The following is an 18,395-nucleotide window of genomic DNA, read 5'->3' as shown; positions in this document are numbered from 1 at the left end:
CGCCAGCGCCACCCACCTGGGAGCCCAGCGAGGAGGGCGAGAAGCCGGACTGGAAGGGCACGTTCTGGCCCACCGTGATTTCCGCCTCCTCGTTGTCGCTGGTGAGGATGTGCGGCGTGGAGAGCACGTTGACGTCGGAGCTCTGCTGCATCGCGTGCAGCACCACGCCGAAGGCGGGGATGTCCAGGCCCAGCTTCTCCAGCGCCGGAATCACCGGACCCTGAAGGCCCGCGAGGAAGCCGCCGAAGGACGCCAGGTTCGCCAGGCTCAGCGAGGGCGGAAGGCCCTGGCCGCCGTTGTTGGTGCCAATCAGGCCGGGCGCCGCGCCGCGGTCCGTCTGGAGCGCGAAGCCGCTGTGCAGGTTGACGCCGAACTCGGCGTTGCGGTCCAGGTTCACCTCCATGATGACGGCCTCGACGAACACCTGGCGGCGCGGCGTGTCGAGCTGCTGGATGACCTGGACGATGTTCTTGTAGTCCGTCTGGCTGGCGACGATGACCAGCGAGTTGGTGCCCTTGTCGGCCGAAATCTTCACCTCGCCGCTGAACAGCTCCGCGGCCTGGGTGGTGCCGGCGGGACGCGGGGCGCCCTGGGGCATGTTCGGCATCGGCGAGCGCGGCCGGTTCGCGGTGCCCTGGGCCAGCGACTGGAGCGTGCTGGCCAGCTCCTCCGCGTTGGCGTTCTCCAGGTAGTAGACGTTGATGCGACCGCCCGTGCCGGAGGGGATGTCGATCTGCGTGACGATGTCCTGGATGCGCTCGAACGCGGCGGGGCTGGCCACGATGATGAGCTTGTTGGTGCGCTCGTCCGGGATGATCTGCGACAGCGTCACCGGACCGGCGGAGGCCTCCTGGCCGCCCGAGGCGGGCTGGGCAATCACCTCACCACCGGGCTGTCCGGCGGGCGGCACGCCCTGCGTGAAGGTGCCGGGCCGTTGACCGGGGCGGGCGCCCTTGGCCTCGAAGAGGCGCTGCACCGTGGTGGCCACGTCCTGCGCGGAGGCGTACTGCACCTGGATGACCCGCAGCTCGTCGCTGGCCGCGCGCGTGTCCAGCTGGTCGATGAGGCGCTCCAGGCGGTGGATGTTGGAGCCCACGTCGTTGACGATGATGGTGTCCGGCGGATACGGGATGGTGTCGCCGTCCTTGGAGACCAGTTGCTGCAGCACCCCGCGCAGGGGCTCCACCTCCACGTTGCGGATGCGGAACAGCTTGGTGATCATCTGCTCGTTGGTCGTGTACGGCTGGCCATCCTCGACGATGGTGGGGATGGGGTTCTGCTTCGCCGAGCGCTTGTCGACGATCTTCATGAACCGGCCGTACTGGTACGCGGCGAGCCCGTTGGCGTCGAGTGAGGCCAGGAAGGCGGAGTAGAACGCGTCGGCGTCCACTTCGACGCGGCCGTTCTCCGGGCCGATGATGGAAATCTTTCCGCGCACGTTCTCCGGGAGGATGAACGTGCGGCAGGTGGCGTCGGCGACCGTCTGGACGAGCTTTTCGATCTCCACCTTGTCGAAGTAGATGCCGTAGCGCGCGTTGCGCCGGGCCTCTTCGCACGTGGGCGTACGCCGGGAACCCTGATTGGACTCGTCGGCGCCCGGGGGCGACGACTGGGGAGTGATGGTCCGCTCACCCGGCGCTGAAGGCGCGGAGGTGCCGGGCGGAGGGGGGCGGCGCTGCGCCTGCGCGGGGACGGCGAGCGCGAGGCACAGGCAGAGCATCCAGGACGGGAGCGTCTTCATGGAGGAGCGGGCGCGGCGTGGGGTTTAACGGACGTTGTAGGACTTGCGGATCGGCGCGCCGTTGCGCTCGATCTCGATTTCAATGCGGGATGAGTCCTTCATCTTCGAATACACCTCGAGCGCCTTCTCGGGGCTGTTGAGGTCGAATCCGTTGATGCGGCGGATGACGTCGCCGTTCTGGACTCCAATCTTCGAGTAGATGGAGTCCGGGCGGATGGAGAAGAGCTTGAACCCCACGGCCTGGCCGTCCTTGAAGGCGGGAACGATGCGCGCCTGCATGGCCACGTCGTTGAGGTTGTTGAGCGTCTTGTCGATCTCCGCGCGAGGCACTTCGTACTCGTTGTCGCTGACGGCGCGGATGCCACTGGTGGACGCGGTGTTCGCCTGCGCCACCGGAGGCGTGGGCGGCGTGAAGGCCTGAGCGCCGTCGCCCGGGTTGCCGTCGATGAACTCCTTGCGGCCGCCATTGAGGACGATGACGCGCTCACGCTCGATTTCGAGCACGGTGGCGCCCTGCAGGGCATTGCCCACCATGTACGTCTGCGAGCGCTGCGTCACCATGTCCTGGATGGAGGCGAAGGACCAGTCGGGGTTGCCCGCGACGAGCGTGCCCAGGAGCTTCACGCGCAGGCCGCTCTTCACGGGGGCCGCGTTGGGGTCGACCTGAGGCGCGGTGGGTTCCGCTACCGCGACCTCCGGCTCCGGAATCTTGATGCCAGTCACCCGGGACAACTGCTCCATGTCCGGCAGCGCCAGTGCGGACTGGGCTGGCCGGGCGTTGGCGGGCGCGCGCGCGGCGGCCCCCGACGTGGGCACCGGGGAGATGGCGGACTCGACGAACAGGTTCACCGTCTTCGCCGCCAGCAGCGCGACGAGGAGGACGAACAGCAGGTTCACCGTCCAAAAGTATTTTCGAAAGAAGAGTTCCATCACGCTTCCGAGAGAAAGCCGAACCCGTGGAGAGCAAGCCAGGTGCCACCGCGGGCCAGTGGGGCCAATCAAGGGGGACGGCCAAGCGCTCGAAATTATTCCGGAATGAGGGACAGCTCCGGGCGACTGAGCGAGCTGCCCCGAGCCTTGGGACAAATTGTCAAAGCCAGGTGGGGGCCTTTGTGACGGCCTGTCAGTCCTCGCTTCCGGCGGGGGGCTCGCCGCCGTTGGACTGCTCGCGCTCCAGCTTGCGGTAGATGGTGCGGGCCGCGATGCCCAGCAGCCGTGCGGCCAGCGTCTTGTCGCCCTTGGTGTGGCGCAAGGTCTCGTGGATCACCCGGCGCTCCACCTCTTCCATGGGCGTTCCAATGGGAATGACCAACTGGGAGGCGGCGCCGAGCGGGCCCTTGCGCACCGACTCGGGCAGGTCGCTGGCCTCCAGCACCTCGCCCCGCGCGAGCACCACCGCGCGCTCGACGGCGTGCTCCAGCTCTCGCACGTTGCCGGGCCAGGCGTAGTTCTCCAGCGTCTGGAGCGCCTCCGGAGAGAAGCCGCGCAGCACCTTGCCGTTCTTGGCGGCGAAGCGGCGCAGGAACGCGTCCGCCAGCAGGGGGATGTCCTCCCGGCGCGAGGCCAGCGCGGGGACGCGGATCTCCACCACGTTGAGGCGGTAGTAGAGGTCCTCGCGGAAGCGCCCCTCGGCCACCTCCTTCTGGAGGTCCTTGTTGGTGGCGGCCACCAACCGCACGTCCACCTTCACGATCTGCGTGCCGCCCAGCCGCTCGATTTCGCCCTCGGCCAGCGCGCGCAGGAGCTTCACCTGGGCGGGCAGCGGCATCTCACCGACTTCGTCCAGGAAGAGGGTGCCACCATGGGCGCGCTCGAAGCGGCCCTCGCGTCGGGCCACCGCGCCGGTGAAGGCGCCGCGCTCCACGCCGAACAGCTCCGCCTCCAGGATGTTCTCCGGTAGCGCGCCGCAGTTGACGGCGACGAAGGCGCCCTTGGCCCGGCTGGAGTACTCGTGCACCGAGCGCGCGGCCAGCTCCTTGCCGGTGCCGGACTCGCCCAGCAGCAGCACCGTGGCGGTGGAGGGCGCGGCCTGGCGGATGGTGTCCAGCATGGCGCGGAAGGCGGGGGACTGGCCCACCATGGTGCGCCCGCCCGCGGCGCTCATCTCCGCCAGCTTCGCCTTGAGCGTCTGGTTCTCCGAGACGAGGGCCCGCTTCTCCAGCGCCTTCTGCACCGCCTTCACCAGCGCGTGGCGCTTGAGGGGCTTGGTGATGAAGTCGTAGGCGCCGTCCTTCATCGCCGCCACGGCCGTCTCCACCGTGCCGTAGGCGGTCATCAGCACCACCTCCACGTCGGGGCGGATGGTGCGCGCCGCGCGGAGCAGCTCCTGCCCGTCCATGCCGGGCATCATCAAATCCGTCACCATCACCGTGACTTCCGGACGGCGCAGCATCTCCAGCGCCTCCGTCCCGTTGGCGGCGGACAGCGTGGCCATGTTCTCCCGCTGGAAGATGCGCGTCACGGAGTCGAGGTTGGCGCGGTCGTCGTCGACGACGAGAACGGTGGAGGTGGTCATGATGGGCGCCGCTTCTTGCAATCCCCGTTCCCTACGCGTGCTCGTCGTCCGACTCGACAGGGCCACCGCCCATCCGGCCGATGTCCTCGCGCTTGACGGACTCCAGGTTGAACTTGAGCGCGCTGGCCAGCATCCGGTCCAGCGTTTCGTCGAAGTCGGGCTTGCCGCCGTTCTTGCGGAAGCGCAGGAAGTTGATGCGCGCGACGACGAAGTTCTTGAGGTAGGGGCTCTGCAGGCCCCGCTCCTTGAGGCCGTTGACGACGGCCACCACGGCGTCGTCCAGCTCCAGGAGCCGGTCCGCCCGGGCCTCTCTCAGGGCGAGCGCGGCCCCGAGCGGCTTGTCGAGGAAGTCCTCCACCACCTTGACGAAGGGGTGGTAGGCGCCCGCGGAGAAGCGGGGGCGCTTCTCGTACGCGGCGCCGAGCGTGACGAAGGAAGGCTCCTCGAACAGGTGCGCGAAGGCGGTCTCCTTGCCCTCGCGGCCCGCGCCGACGAGGCCCCGGTACATGCGGACCACCTCCAGCGAGCGCTCCTTGAGGTTGTGGGCCTTCTCCGTGTTGAGGGCGAGGATTTGGTAGGCCACGTCCTCGTCGGGGAGCAGCAGGGCGATGATGGACTTGGCGCCCAGAAGCTTGCTTGCGTGCAGGCGGTGGTTGCCGTTGGGCGTCCAGTACTTGCCGTCCTTGCGCACGGCGATGACGGGGTCCAGGAAGCGGTCCAACCGCTCCATGGCGCTGGCGAGCCGCTTCACGTGGGGCTCGGACAAGTCCCGCTGGTAGGGCGTGGGCTCCACCTTGTCGATGGGCAGCACCGCGAGCACCACCGGGTGGCCACCCAGGGGCTCGCGGTAGACGCCGAGCACCTCGCCGCCGTCGGTGCGCACGGCCTCGAGGATGTCGATGGGGTACTCCACCGAGTCGCTGGCCACGTCCGCGGGCGTCAGGCCCCGGGACTTGGGGTCCGCCTTCTTGCGGCGGGACTTGCGAGGGGTGGTGGCCGGCTTCGCCTTCGCGGCGGCGGCCGTCTTTTTTCGTGCGGACTTCGCTGCCATGGGTGCGCCCTCCTGCGCTGCGGACGAAAGGTGTAGCCGGAGGCCCTGACATTCGCCTCCCCCAACACGTGGGGGAGGGGGCCTCCCGCGTCGCCCACGCTAGGGGGACGCGGGAGGTAGGGCTACTCTCCCGAGAGGGTGAGCTGCCGGAAGCGGACAGTGGGCGCGCCCACCGTGCCGCCTCGGAACTGCAAATCGTTGCCGACGCCGTCCATGTCCTGGAGCATCTTCAGGACGTTGCCGGCCACGGTGACTTCCTGCACCGCGTGCGTCAGCTCGCCGTTCTCAATCCACAGGCCGTTGGCGCCCGCGGACAGCTCGCCCGTCACGGGGTTTGCCCCATGGCCGAGCAGCGACGTGACGTAGAAGCCCCGGTCCACCTCGCGGATGAGCTGCTCGGGTGGCGTGGTGCCCGCCTCCAGATACAGGTTGCTGGTGCCGATGGTGGGCAGCGCGTTGTAGCCGCGCTTGGCGTTGCCCGTGGGCCGCGCCTTCGCCTTGCGCGCGGTGAAGGCGTCATAGAGGAAGTTCGACATCACGCCCCGGTCGATGATGGGGGTGCGCCGGGTGGGCACGCCCTCGCCGTCGAAGGGCGCGGTGGCCAGGCCTCGCGACAGGAGGCCGTTGTCCACCAGCGTGACGTGCTCGCTCGCGAGCCGCTTGCCCTGGAGCGACGCCAGCATGCTGGCCTGCTGGTGCACGGCGTTGCCGCTGGCCGCCCTGGCCACGCCGGACATGAAGGACGCGGTGACGAGCGGGTCGAAGAGCACGGGCACCTGCTGCGTCTTCACGCGCTTCGCCCCCAGCATCCGCACCGCGCGCCGCGTCGCCTCGCGGCCGATGGACTCCGGCGAATCCAGGTCCGCGAGGAAGCGCTTGTAGTCCAGCCAGTAGCCCTTCTGGAGCTGGCCGTCCGCGGCGGCCACCGGCAGCGCGTACAGGTACACGTACGTGCCCGAGTAGCCTCCGGCCATCCCTTCCGACGACGCGACGTACACCTCGGACACGAAGTCCCCGGCGCCCACCGCGTTGAACGTCGTGACGCGCGAGTCCTCCGCGCGGCCCGCCTTCTCCATCTCCAGCGCGGCCTTCACCTTCCAGTCGCCGGGCAGGTTCGCCACGGCCGGGTCATACAAATCGCCCGTGTCTCCGTAGCGGCCCAGCTCCTTCGCGCCGGGCAGGCCGTTGAGCTTGCTGGGCGCGGCGGCCTCGGCCAGCTTCAGCGCCTGGTCCACGAGGAGCTCCAGCCCCGAGGGCTCGAAGTCCGACGTGAAGGCGAAGCCGAGCCGGCCCTTCACGACGACGCGCAGGCCCACGCCCTTGGACGTGGACTGGGTGAGGTCTTCAATCTGTCCTTCGCGCACGCGCACGTTGCTCTGGCGGCTCACCTCCAGGAAGGCTTCGGCCTGGTGGGCGCCCTTCTTCGTGGCGCGCTGGACGATCTTCTTCGCGAGCTTCTGGTAGTCCATGGTGTCTGGCGCTCTCTCTCAACCGACCTGGGTTCCGCCCACGGTGACGTTGTCGATGCGCAGCGTGGGCAGGCCCACGCCCACCGGCATCGACTGCCCGTTCTTCCCACACACGCCCATGCCCGGGTCCGGCTGCGGGTCGCACCCCACGCGGGACACGTTCTTCAGCGCCTCCGGCCCCACGCCGATGAGGATGGCGTTCTTCACCGGCCGGCCCAGCTTGCCGTCTTCAATCTGGTACGCCTCGCTCACCTCGAAGACGAAGTTGCCGTTGCTGATGTCCACCTGCCCGCCACCGAAGGTCGCGCAGTACAGCCCGCGCTTCACTTCCTTCAGGATGTCGTCGGGGTGGTGGTTGCCCGGCGCGAGGAACGTGTTCGTCATGCGGGGGATGGGCAGGTGCCGGAAGGACTCGCGCCGCCCGCTGCCCGTGGAGCGCTGCCCCATCAGCTTCGCGTTGAGGCTGTCGTAGAGGTAGCCCTTGAGCACGCCGTTCTCGATGAGGACCTTGCGCTCCCCCGGCGTCCCCTCGTCGTCGATGTTGATGGAGCCTCGGCCGCTGGCCACCGTGCCGTCGTCGATGACGGTGACCAGCTCGGAGGCCACCTTCTCTCCCAGCTTGCCGGCGAACAGCGACGTGCCCTTGCGGATGAAGTCCGCCTCCAGGCCGTGGCCCACCGCCTCATGCAGGAGGATGCCGCTCCAGCCGGGCGCCAGCACCACCGTCTGCGGGCCCGCGGCGCAGTCCACCGCGCCCAGCGTGGCCACCGCCTGTCGCGCCGCCTCACGGGCCACCTCCTCCGGGGGGAAGGTGGCCCAGTGGGTGAACGGCACCCGACCGCCCCCGCCGTACATGCCCGTGCGCCGCTCGTTCTTCTTGCCCTGCACCACCACCTGCACGGAGATGCGGCACAAGTCCTGGGTGTCCTCGGTGTAGCGCCCCTCCGTGTTGGCCACCGCGAGGCGCCGCGTCTGGTCCGCGTAGGCGCCATTGACCTGCGTCACCCGCGAGTCGAACGCGCGAGCCGCCTGGTCCGCGCGCGTCAGCAGGGACGCCTTGAGCGACACCTCCACGTCCGACAGCGGGGTGGGGACCCGGTAGTGGCTGGGCACCGCGACGCGGGAGACGGGGAAGGCGCGCTCGGAGCCCTGGCCCTGGGCAATCATCGCCGCCGTGGAGGCCGCCCGCAGCAGCGCGGGCTCGTCCCAGTCGTCGGAGAAGGCGTACCCCACCTTTCCTCCGGAGATGACCCGCACCCCCACGCCTTGGACCAGGCCCGTCTGGGCGCTTTTGATGCGCGACTCCTCCAGCACCACGCTGGTGCTGTGGGTGCGCTCCACGTAGACCTCCGCGAAGTCACCCCCGCGCTCCATGGCCACGGCCAGCAGTCGCTCGAGCAGCGGCTGGGGCAGCAGGGGAACGGGCGAGGGCCGCCGGGCCGCCAGGGGGGCGAGCTGGGAAGAAGGGGCGCGTCGGGTCGGCGCGGACGCTCGGGGCATTCAGGAACTCCCTCGGTGAAGCGGTGGGGGGGTGTGGAAACCTACATAGGAGGGGAAATCTCCGGGAGCAACGGACAATGGCCGCCCTTCTTTCCCCGCGGGCTGGCCTGTCGCATTCCCACCGTGGGGGCCGGCGCTTTAAGATGGCCGACGTTTCGGAACCTGGACCCCACCCCATGCCTGCTCGTCCTCCATCCTCTCCTCGCGCTGGCGCCGGCCGTTCCGGCGGTGACGCGGGGGCGGACTCTCCATCGGCGAAGCCGTCAGCCCGGGCTCGCCCTCCGCGCGAGGCGTCACCCGCCGACGAGGATTTCGCCGCACCCCTCTCCGGGGAAGAAGGCTATCCCGACGGCCCCGCGAACCCGGAGCTGTACGGTGACGCGCAACCTCCCCGCTCCCGCACGGATGAGACGCGCGTGGGCGCCGTGCCGGAGTCGCGCGAGGACGCGGTGCGCCGCGACGACGACGACGACAACTCCGAGTCCACGCGCGCCGGTCCGCCCGTGCAGATGCTGGTGCTGGCCGGACCGGACCGGGGGCGCAAGAAGCGCTTCCAGGGCGTGCGGATGGTGGTGGGGCGCGGCAAGGACTGCGACTTCGTGTTGGACGACCAGTCGGTGTCGCGCCGGCACCTGGAGCTCGTCTACGGCCAGACCGGCGTGGCGATGCGAGACCTGGGCAGCATCTCCGGCACCCAGGTGAATGATCAGCGCGTGGACGAGTGTCTGCTCAAGCACGGCGATGAAATCGCCATGGGCAAGACGCGCCTTCGCTTCGTGGACGAGGCGGAGCAAATCAAGGAGATGCGCGCGCAGGCGGAGGCTCGCGAGGCCGAGGAGAAGCGCGAGCGCGAGGAGGCCGCCAAGGAGAAGGACGAGGCCCGGAAGGCCGCGGGCGCCGCTCGTGGTTCAGACGTGGATCCGAATGATCCCCGGCTGAACGAGATGACCAACGCCAACTACCGGGTGCCGGACGGGTTCCAGGACAAGGCGCAGAACAAGGGCAAGGGCGCCATCGCCATCCCCCGTCCCCGTCCGCCCCCCAGGAGCGTCGTCACGGGCGGAGGGCCGAACTCGAAGACGAAGCTGCTCATCGCCGTGGGTGGCGGTGTGGTGGTGCTGCTGATGCTGGGCCTGTTGTTCATCCCCTCCGGGCCGCCGCCTCCGCCGCCGGTGGACCCCAACATCGAGCGCTCGAAGCTGCTGATGCAGAAGGCGCGCGAGGCGGTGCGCGCGGACGACTACGCCACCGCGGTGCGGCTCGTGGAAGAGGCGGAGAAGCTGCGGCCGGGCGTCGACGAGGAGGGCCTGGGCAAGGCTGCGAGCAAGCAGTTGGAGGTGGTGCAGTCCTTCGAGTCCGTGCGCGCGCTGATGGTCGCCCAGCAGTTCGAGGAGGCGCGCACGAAGCTCGCGGCCACGCCGCAGGGCACGGCCAAGATGGACGACATCCGGCGCAAGCTGGAGACGGAGCTGGAGGAGAAGGACGCCGCGTTCCGCATCCAGCAGATGGAAGACGCGCTCGCGGCCCGGGACCCGGAGGCGGCGCGTCCGTTGCTGGACCGCGTGCCGGACCTGAACAAGCCGGCCTATGCGCAGAAGCTCCAGGACCTGGAGGCGGAGCTGGCGAAGGAGTCCGCGGACGGTGCGCGAAGGGACCGCGCCAACCGCGAGCGCGCCGCGCTGAACGCCAAGGAGGAGCGCAAGCTCTTCCTCGAGGAGGCCTTCACCGACGTGGAGCGGCGCTTCAACGGCGGCGACTACCAGCGCGCGGTGCTCGAGTGCGACCGCGTCACGGAGAAGTACAAGGCGGAGAAGGACGTGAAGGAGCGGGCGCGCCAGTTGAAGACGCTCATTCCCCAGTTCCAGCGCTCGCTGGACGACGCGCAGAAGAAGCTGGCGTCCAACGCGCTGGAGTCGGCGTCGAAGCCGCTGCGCCGGGCGGCGGAGCTGTACCGGCAGATTGGCTTCCAGGGCTCGCTGGGCAACACGCTGGACGAACAGCTGGCGTCGGCGGCCCTGGCGGCGGGACAGGCGGCGCTGAAGAAGGGGGACCTGGCGGCGGCGGGGCTCAACTTCCGCGAGGCCCTGCGCCTCAACCCGGGGGACCGCCGGGCGCGTGACGGCCTGGACGACCTGCAGAAGAAGGTGGAGGAGCTCTACATGCGCGCCTATATCGAGCGCGACAGGGACCCCCAGTCCGCGGCGGTGAAGTTCAAGATTGTCATCGAGACAGCGCCCGAGGGCTCGGATACGAAGCGCAAGGCGGAGATGTACCTGAGCGAGCTCCAGCCGTGAGCGGCGCTGCTGCAACAACGAAGGTTCGTGGAGACATGGGATGAGCGAGTCGTCGCTGCGTGAACTCGGAATGGACCTCATCGAGGAGCGCCAGTTCGAGCGCGCCCTCGCCGTGTTCGCGGAGGCCGTACGTCGCGTCCCCGCGGACCACCGCTCGCGGATGATGGCGGCCCGGTGTCTGGCGGAGCTGGGCGAGCGCGAACGCGCCGTCACGTCGTACCACGCGTGCGCGGAGGGACTCCTGCGCCGCGACTACCTGCTGTCCGCCATGGCCGCGTGCAAGCTGGCCCTGGAGCTGGCCCCCAACGAGCGGCGCCTGAAGGACACGCTCATCCGCGTCCACTCGCGCGCGGTGCGCAGCGCGCCGGGCCGCGCCGCGGTGCCCCCGCCGTTGCCGCCGGAGACGCTCTACGACGGCAAGGTGGAGACGGACCTGATGGGCCTGGTGGGCGAGGAGCTCTCCAACCGCGCCATTGAAGTACTGGCCGCGCCGGACCCGGGCGGCTCCGCGGACCCCAACAGCCGGCCTCCGCTGCCGTTGTTCGCGGAGCTGGACCGGGAGGCCTTCATCGACCTGGTGGGCCGCATGGCGTGGCGTCGGGTGAGGCCGGAGGAAGTGGTGAGCCGAGAGGGCGAGCCGGCCGACCACCTCTACGTGCTCGTCGCGGGCAAGGCGGAGGTGACGCGGCAGATGGACGGCGAGGCGAAGACACTGGGCTTCCTCGGCGGTGGCTCCATCTTCGGCGAGATTGCCCTGTTGACGGGCGCGCCTCCCACCGCGACGGTGTCCGCGGTGTCGGACACGGAGGTCTTCGAGATTCGCCGCGAGCACCTCAACGCCGTGGCCAAGAATCACCCGGCCGTGCCGCAGGTGCTGGCGGACTTCGCGCAGCAGCGCATGGCGCGAAACCTGATGGCGACTTCGCCCATGTTCCAGACGCTGCCGGAGTCGGAGCGCGGAGCCATGCTGCAGCGCTTCGCCTTCCGCGCGCTCCAGGGGCACGAGAAGGTGCTGGTGGAGGGTGAGCACTCGCCAGGGCTGTTCCTCGTGCTGGCCGGAGAGCTGGTGGTGCAGAAGGAGGACCCGGCGGGCGGCACCGTGACGCTGGGCGTGCTGCGCGAGGGCGACGTGGCGGGGGAAATCTCCCTGCTGACGGGCCTGCGTGCGTCGGCCACCGTGGCGGCCACGCGCAAGACGGCGGCGGCCTTCCTGGAGCGCAACGCGTTCCACGAACTGGTGCGAGTCTTCCCGCACATCCGCACGTACCTGGAGCAGCTGTCGGACCGTCGCCTGAAGCAGATTGGCGAGGCGCTGCGGCCCCTGGAAATCATCGACGCGGACGAGCTGGTGCTCGAGCCCGAGGCGGCGTGAGGAGCGAATGGTGATGTTGTCGCGCTCGAAGGTGGTGGGGGTGGCGCTGGCCCTCATGGCGGCCGGTGCGGTGCTCTACTTCTGGCCGCGTCGGGAGCCGGGAGTCCCGGAGGCCATCACCCGGCAGGTCATCACCATGACGCGCGCCGCGGAGCAGAAGGACATCTCCGGGGTGATGGAGGGCGTGTCCGAGCGCTTCAAGACGGACGGCGGCTGGGACAACCGGCAGGTCCGGGGCGTGCTGACGGGCCAGGTGCTGCGCGGCCAGTGGGTCCGCATCTTCACGACGAACCTGGAGGTGCACGAAGTCTCCCCCACGCAGGGCGACTTCCAGGCCCGCTTCATCTTCGGTCGCTCCCAGGCGGAGAACCTGAAGGACCTGGCGGCGGACAGCGTGCTCAACGCCTACCTCATCGAGGGGACGTTCGAGAAGGAGACCGACGGTGAGTGGCGCATCGTCCGCGCCAAGTACCGTCCGCTGGAGGCCTCGGAGCTGCTGTAGGAACGCGGGCGCCCAGGCTCACTGGAGCAGGGCGCCCGTTTCGTTCATCCACGCCTTGGCCATGGGGCCCTGGCCCGCGGACTCCAGGCCCTTCTTCACGGAGTCGATGCGCGCGGCCAGCTCGTCGCGCGACGTCCCCTGTGAGCGGGCCCGCACGAGGCCAAAGTAGTAGTGCTGGCAGCCCGCCGCGTACGCGCTCTGCGCGAAGAGCAGGTCGCCCATGGCGGTATATGCCTCCGGCAGCGTGCCCGCGCCCGTGTCCGGGGCCACGGTGGCCAGCAGGGCCTTCGCACCCTCGTAGTCCTTGCGGAGCACCAGCAGCGCGCCCTTGGCGTACTGGGCCCGCGCCAGCCCGACGCCCTTCGCGGCGATGGCCTTGTCATAGGCGGTGAGCGCGTCGTCCTGTTGGCCCGCGGCCTCCAGCAGCCCGCCCCGGGCGAGCCAGTAGCGGCCGTCCTGCTCCAGGAGGCTGACCTTCTTGCCGTCGGCGGTGGCCACCTGGATGACGCCGAAGGTGCCCTCGTACGCGTCCAGCAGCGCCAGCGCTCCGGTGTTGTCGCCGGATGCCTGGAGGCTGCGCGCGCCATCCAGGTAGAGCAGGGGGGCGGTGCGCCGCTTCGCCACCGCGGCCTCGAAGGCGGCGCGCGCCTCCGGGCCCTTCCGCGCCGACAGGGCCCGGGCCCGGGCGAAGAGGGCGTAGACGTCATCCGGCACCGTCTTCAGCGCGGCGTCCGCTTCCTGGAGCGCCTCGTCCGTCGCGCCCCGCGTCAGCGCCAGCTCCGCCTTCAGGGCCCCCATGCGGGAGCGCAGCGAGGGCGTCAGCTCGGCGTCTTTCTCGGAGGCCGTGGCGAGCGCGCGCTGCGCCTCCTCCAGCTTCTTGCCCTGGTACGCATACGCGAGCCCCGCGCCCAGCCGCGCCATGAGGTGGTCCGGGTTGACGCTGGTGGTCTTCTCGAAGACCTCCACCGCCTGGGCGTGCTGGCCTTCGTCGAGCAGGGCCTCCGCGTACGCGGTGGTGAAGCGCGTGTCCCGGTAGGCCCCCTCGGCGGCGCGGGCGAACGCCTGACGCGCGCCGGGCAGGTCTCCCTTCGCCTGGAGCGTCAGGGCCAGGGCCAGCGTCAGCCGCGGGCTGTTGGCGCCCTGGGCCTGGAGGTCCGCGAGGTACTTCTCCGCCTCGGCCGTCTTGCCCTCCGCGAGCAGATGCAGGGCGCGCGCGCTGTAGCGCTCGCCGGAGCGGGAGTCGAGTGCTTCGGCGCGGGACAGGTACTCGCGCGCCTTGGCATCGGCGCCGGGCTGGTGGTGCTCCAGCCACAGCACTGTCTGGATGTCGGCGGCCAGGGCCTGGCCGTCGCGGGCCTCGGCGTCCACCTGGAAGAGCGTCTCCAGCTCCGCCATGGCGCGGGTCAGGTCCGCGGGGTTGCCCCGGAGGGCCGCCGAGCGGGCCGCGCGCATGCGCTCCTCTGTCTCCTTTCGCACCGCGCCCCGGTGGACGAAGTAGGTGACGGCGCCCGCGAGCACCACGGCCACCACGGCCACCTGCACCAGCGCGCTCTTCCAGCTCTCGCGCCGCTTCCAGTCGCCCTGAACCTCGGTGCCCATGGACCTGTCTCCCCGCGCTGGAGTTGGATGCTATTAGGTACGCCCCTCCCAGGTGTCAATGGAGCGGGCCCCGAGCATGGGAGGAGTGAGCAATGGCGGTTCACACGGCGCTGTCCCCCGAGGTCTTCACTCGCGTCGCCGACATTTTCGGACTGGGGAGTGTGCGGAGCGTGACGCCCATTCCCCAGGGCTCCATCAACACCAACCACCGGCTGGAGACGGACACCGGCCGCTACTTCGTTCGCCACACGACGGTGCGCTCGTCGGATGACCTGCGCTTCGAGTCCGCGCTGCTCGCCCACCTGGCCGCGTACCATTTCCCCTCGCCCGTGCAGCTCACCACGCGCGACGGAGCGACGTTCGTCGAACTCGAGGGCGGGCGCGTCAGCGTCTTCCGCTGGCTGCCGGGCGAGGAGCTGCGCCATCCGAACCTCACCTCCGAGCACCTGGAGCGGCTGGGCACGGAGCTGGGCAAGCTGCACCGCGACACGCAGTCCTTCAGCGGCTCGCGCACCAACCCGTACTCACCGGACGTCGTGCGCGGATGGCTGGCGGAGCTGTCGCGTCACCCGGATGCGACGCTGGCCACCATCGCCGGGGAACTGGAGCGCCTGCTCGACACGGCCGAGTCACAACGCCTGGGCCTGGAGCCGCTCGGCGTCATCCACGCGGACCTCTTCACCGACAACGTGAAGTGGCTGGGCGGTAGCGTGGGGGCCTTCTTCGACTTCGAGATGGCCTGCCGCGAGGCGTACGGGTTGGATCTGGTCATCACCCTGAACGCCTGGTGTTTCGATGGCGGCGGGTATCTGCCGGAGCTGTGCGAGGCGCTGGTGCGCGGCTACCAGGACATCCGGCCGCTGTCTGCCGTGGAGCGGGCCAACCTCTTCGGCCACGCGCTCTTCGGGGCGGTGCGATTCACGGCCAGCCGCATCCGCGACTACCACCTGTCCCCGCTGCCGGCGGACAAGCTGGTGCGCAAGGACTACCGCACCTATCTCGCCCGGGCGCGCGCGCTGTCGGCCATGGGGCCTTCGGGCTACGCGACGCTCCTGGGCTTGTGAGCCACCGGGGCGCCATGACGCGCCCCGGAGTCGACGCGGCTTCAGATGCCGGAGAGGATCTTCCAGCGGCCATCCTCGAGCCGGAACACCATCTGCTCCAACTCCGCCTCCTTCTGGGGGCGGGGGGTGAGGCTGGGCATGCGCCAGCTCACCTTCCAGTAATAGATGGCGGTGGCCATGTCCTTGCCCACCTGCACCCGGCGCACGTCGAGCTCCACCTTGGGCGACTGGAGCTGCGGGAAGAGCGTCTCCAGGTACGGCACGAGGTTGGCCGTGTTCAGGTCATCCTCGGGGTCCCCCGGCGTGCCGCCATCCTCGCGGAAGTCCTTGGACACCAGGGCCTGGATGCCCTTCGCGTCGCGTGCCTCAATGGCAGACCGGTACTGCTCCATCACTGACAAAATGGCCCGCGTGTCGGAGGTGTCGTCGATTTCGGTGCCGGGGATGCGCTTCGGAGCGCAGGCGGCCAGGAGGGTCAGGGCGCAGAGAGCGAGGAAGCGGATGAGCATGGCGGGGCCTTACGAAGACAATGGATGAGAAGTCAACCCATTCCCCCGGCCCCACCTGCACTCCGCGTGCCTCAGCCCTTGCGGATGACCTCGGAGATGAACCGGTTGAGCACCGGAATCTCGTTGTCGAGAATCTTGAGGCCCTCGCCCTGGATGATTTTCTCGCCGATGAGCGCCAGCGGCTTCATCAGGAAGGGCAGTTTGAGGGAGATTTCGCCGTCCATCGACCGCTCCGTCTGCCCGGCGCCCAAGTCACGGAAGCGCATGGTGCCGGTGTTCACCAGCATCTTGGAGATGGTGCCCGACGTGGGCGTGTTGGTGAACGTGAGCTCCTTGCGGCGCTTGTCGTAGGTGGACGTCTCGATGAAGGCGAACCACTCGGGAGGCACGCGCTTGGGGCCGATGCTCTCGATGACCGGCTTGGGGCGGTAGCGCACCTTGCGCTTCACCAGGTCGCCCTCGGTCTTCACTTCAATCGGCGCCAGCTCCAGCAAGACGCCGTGGTACTTGAGGAGGAACTCGAAGTACCGCTCGTCGAGGAGCGCGCGCTCCACCTCGTCCACCGTCCCCTGGATTCGCTGCCTCGTCTCGAACCGCATCGCTTCCCTCCTGATGGGCTGGCTCGTCGCCGCTGTGTGGGCTGCCTGCCTAGCGGAAAGCGCGGCTAGCGGAAAGCCTGTCGTGGCACCAGGGGCCCCTGGAAGGTCTTCTCCTCGAAATCACACCGCTCCCGCCACTCCTGGGCGGTGGCCTTGAAGGCCGTTCCGAAGTCTGGAAGGACCCCGACCTCGTGGCGCACCGCGCCGCAGTCCCCGGCGAGGTAGGCGGCCTCCACCTTCACGCGCAGGGCCTCCCGGCGGAGGGCCTCCGGCAGCGAACCGTCCGCCAGCGCACGTTGGAGGTATTCGCCGGCGAGGACGGGCGAGCCCACCTGCTGGAGTCGGCGGCCCAGAAGGTAGTTGAGGTACGCGTCCTGGGGCACGGCCTGGAGGGCGCGCGTCAGCATCAGCAGGCGCAGCTCCTCGCGCGTCGACTGGAAGTACGCGTCGATGGCCTCGCGTCGCGCGGTGGAGTCCAGCGCCGCGAGCTTCACCTGGGCGGTGCGCGTCAGCTCGGGCGTGGCGTCCAGGGAGAGGACCTCGTCCAGGTAGCGGCGCGCCTGCTCGGGCTGCTGGCGTCGGGCCTCCACATCCGCGCGGGCCATGGCGACCTCGGCCGCGGTGACGGCCTGGGCCTTGACCTGATGGGCGAGCGTGGAGAGCACGGTGGTGGCCTCGTCGTAGCGCTCCAGCGCGGACAGCGCGGCGGCTTCGCCCAGGCGGAACGAGGGCTCCTCCGGCTGGAGCGAGGCGGCGCGGGTGTAGCGCTCCAGCGCATCCGCGGGGTCTCCCACCAGCGAGGCGCGCGCGGACTCGGTGAGTCGGGCGACTTCGCGGGCGCAGGCGCGGCTGAACAGGCTGCCGGCGCGAAAGCGCGCGAAGGCGCGGGCGATGGCCGTGTCGTCGAGGGGCAGGGCGTCCACGTGGCGTTCCCACTCCGAGACCAGCTCGTCCAGCGGGCGCCCGTAGGCGTCGTCGAAATCCGCGTGGGCGTAGAGCGCGCGCAGCTTGTCCGCGCCGTAGGTCTCCGCGAGGTAGAGCAGGAAGGAGCCGGCCACGGTGTACGCGCGAGCGGGAGCGGATTGGTAGAAGCCCTGCGGCCCCATCAACTTGCGCATGTCCGGGGCCAGCTTCTGGCGGCGCATGCCCGCGGCCCACTGGTGCAGGGTGAGGTCGCCCTGGGCGGGGCCGTCGGCGGCGACGGCGAACCCTTCGATGACACCCATGAGGGGCCAGAGTCCCAGGCGCGTGGTGACTCGGAACGGGCCGCTGCCGGCGGGGGCGGCCATGACGTGCGCCAATTCGTGGTGCAGGGTGGAGTGGGGGAAGGGCTTGTCCTGGATGTGCAGCTCATACCGCCAGGGCTTGGCGTACTGGGTGCGGCCGGCGCCCACCAGGCGCTGCTTCTCCTCTTCGTTGCGATAGAGCCACACGCGGATGCGCTCGGTGGGGGCCACGCCGAGGAAGCGCTGCACCTGCATCCACCGGAACTCCATGTCGCGGGCGAGGCGGTCCACGTCCTCGCGCGACTTGCCCCGGGGGTAGTGGAGGCGGAAGTGCTCCGTGTCGCGCACGCCGCCCAGGGTGTCCGCGAGGTAGGCGTCCGTCATCCGCGTGCGCAGCTGGGGGCCCTTCACCTCCAGGAAGAGGATGGCGGACATGGGGAGCGCGAGCGCCACCAGGCTCCAGGGGCGCACGCTCGCGCGGCGCAGGGTGCCGGCGCCGAGGTCCAGCATCGCGGCGGCGAGCCCCGCCAGGACCCAGGCCCACAGCAGGGTCTCCAGGCGGAACCAGCCCAGCGCGGGCGTCATCACCAGGGCCTCGTCGTAGAGGGGGCCGGGCAGGTGTCCCAGGAAGTGGTTGAAGGCGAAGACCTGGGGACCGGCGACGATGGGCCACACGGTGGGGACGAGCGACAGCAGGACGAGCAGCACGTGCAGTGCCACCCCCCGGGAGGGCCGCCGGGCCTTGAAGCCGCAGAGGACTCCCGACGCCGAGGCCAGCACGGCCGAGGGGAGGGTGATCATGGGATAGAAACCCACCAGCTCGAAGGGGTCGCACGAGGTGCGCAGCCAGGCGAAGACGGTGGAGGCGAGGAAGGGGGGGATGAGCGCGCCGACATTGAGGACGAGGGCGGCGCCCAGGGCTCGACCCACCGCGGCGCCGGGGCTCTGGGGGAC

Annotated in this window: 14 protein-coding genes; 4 read left to right on the top strand and 10 right to left on the bottom strand. The window is 69.9% G+C overall.

Annotation, left to right across the window (positions count from 1 at the left end):
• The 6 genes from gspD to FJV41_RS37440 all read right to left on the bottom strand — a co-directional run.
• A partial coding sequence (gene gspD, locus FJV41_RS37465) for a type II secretion system secretin GspD (RefSeq protein ID WP_141647406.1) occupies window positions 1-1,741 on the bottom strand: 1,741 nt, incomplete at its 3' end.
• A gap of 24 nt (window positions 1,742-1,765) precedes the next feature.
• Window positions 1,766-2,671 carry a type II secretion system protein GspC gene (gene gspC / locus FJV41_RS37460; RefSeq protein WP_141647405.1) on the bottom strand — a complete coding sequence of 302 codons (906 nt, stop codon included), beginning with the start codon at window positions 2,669-2,671 and terminating at the stop codon, window positions 1,766-1,768.
• Between the two features lie 193 nt (window positions 2,672-2,864).
• The gene (locus tag FJV41_RS37455) at window positions 2,865-4,256 is read right to left on the bottom strand and encodes a sigma-54-dependent transcriptional regulator (protein WP_141647404.1); all 1,392 of its coding nucleotides are present in this window, start codon (window positions 4,254-4,256) and stop codon (window positions 2,865-2,867) included.
• 31 nt (window positions 4,257-4,287) lie between these two features.
• Window positions 4,288-5,307 (bottom strand): ParB/RepB/Spo0J family partition protein, encoded by a 1,020-nt coding sequence (locus tag FJV41_RS37450; protein WP_141647403.1) that lies wholly within the window; start codon window positions 5,305-5,307, stop codon window positions 4,288-4,290.
• Between the two features lie 122 nt (window positions 5,308-5,429).
• Window positions 5,430-6,776 carry a TldD/PmbA family protein gene (locus FJV41_RS37445; RefSeq protein ID WP_141647402.1) on the bottom strand — a complete coding sequence of 449 codons (1,347 nt, stop codon included), beginning with the start codon at window positions 6,774-6,776 and terminating at the stop codon, window positions 5,430-5,432.
• A gap of 18 nt (window positions 6,777-6,794) precedes the next feature.
• Window positions 6,795-8,276, bottom strand: a complete 1,482-nt coding sequence (locus FJV41_RS37440) for a TldD/PmbA family protein (RefSeq protein ID WP_141647401.1) — start codon at window positions 8,274-8,276, stop codon at window positions 6,795-6,797.
• Window positions 8,277-8,452: 176 nt separating this feature from the next.
• On the opposite strand from FJV41_RS37440, the gene FJV41_RS37435 reads away from it, so the two are divergent.
• The 3 genes from FJV41_RS37435 to FJV41_RS37425 are packed head-to-tail and all read left to right on the top strand — an operon-like array spanning window position 8,453 to window position 12,444.
• A complete protein-coding gene (locus tag FJV41_RS37435; RefSeq protein ID WP_141647400.1) occupies window positions 8,453-10,570 on the top strand; it encodes an FHA domain-containing protein in 2,118 nt (705 codons plus the stop codon).
• Window positions 10,571-10,610: 40 nt separating this feature from the next.
• Window positions 10,611-11,942 (top strand): cyclic nucleotide-binding domain-containing protein, encoded by a 1,332-nt coding sequence (locus FJV41_RS37430; RefSeq protein ID WP_141647399.1) that lies wholly within the window; start codon window positions 10,611-10,613, stop codon window positions 11,940-11,942.
• Between the two features lie 7 nt (window positions 11,943-11,949).
• Window positions 11,950-12,444 carry a hypothetical protein gene (locus FJV41_RS37425; RefSeq protein WP_141647398.1) on the top strand — a complete coding sequence of 165 codons (495 nt, stop codon included), beginning with the start codon at window positions 11,950-11,952 and terminating at the stop codon, window positions 12,442-12,444.
• 18 nt (window positions 12,445-12,462) lie between these two features.
• Here the strand turns inward: FJV41_RS37425 and FJV41_RS37420 are convergent, their stop codons facing one another.
• On the bottom strand, window positions 12,463-14,043 hold the full coding sequence (locus FJV41_RS37420; RefSeq protein WP_141647397.1) for a tetratricopeptide repeat protein: 1,581 nt from the start codon (window positions 14,041-14,043) through the stop codon (window positions 12,463-12,465).
• 92 nt (window positions 14,044-14,135) lie between these two features.
• Between FJV41_RS37420 and FJV41_RS37415 the strand changes: the two genes are divergently transcribed.
• Window positions 14,136-15,107, top strand: coding sequence for a homoserine kinase (locus FJV41_RS37415; RefSeq protein ID WP_141647396.1), 972 nt, complete (start codon window positions 14,136-14,138; stop codon window positions 15,105-15,107).
• 41 nt (window positions 15,108-15,148) lie between these two features.
• Here the strand turns inward: FJV41_RS37415 and FJV41_RS37410 are convergent, their stop codons facing one another.
• From FJV41_RS37410 to FJV41_RS37400, 3 genes are all read right to left on the bottom strand, one after another.
• Entirely contained in the window at window positions 15,149-15,616 is a 468-nt protein-coding gene (locus FJV41_RS37410; protein ID WP_141647395.1) for a nuclear transport factor 2 family protein, read from the bottom strand.
• A 71-nt stretch (window positions 15,617-15,687) separates the two neighbouring features.
• Complete coding sequence (locus FJV41_RS37405; protein ID WP_141647394.1) at window positions 15,688-16,215, bottom strand: SRPBCC family protein; 528 nt, start codon at window positions 16,213-16,215, stop codon at window positions 15,688-15,690.
• Window positions 16,216-16,280: 65 nt separating this feature from the next.
• A partial coding sequence (locus FJV41_RS37400) for a tetratricopeptide repeat protein (RefSeq protein ID WP_141647393.1) occupies window positions 16,281-18,395 on the bottom strand: 2,115 nt, incomplete at its 5' end.

The organism is Myxococcus llanfairpwllgwyngyllgogerychwyrndrobwllllantysiliogogogochensis, assembly GCF_006636215.1.
Taxonomy (GTDB): domain Bacteria; phylum Myxococcota; class Myxococcia; order Myxococcales; family Myxococcaceae; genus Myxococcus; species Myxococcus llanfairpwllgwyngyllgogerychwyrndrobwllllantysiliogogogochensis.
The sequence above is the reverse complement of the archived record's forward strand: the minus strand, read 5'-3'. Positions and strand labels throughout refer to the sequence as shown.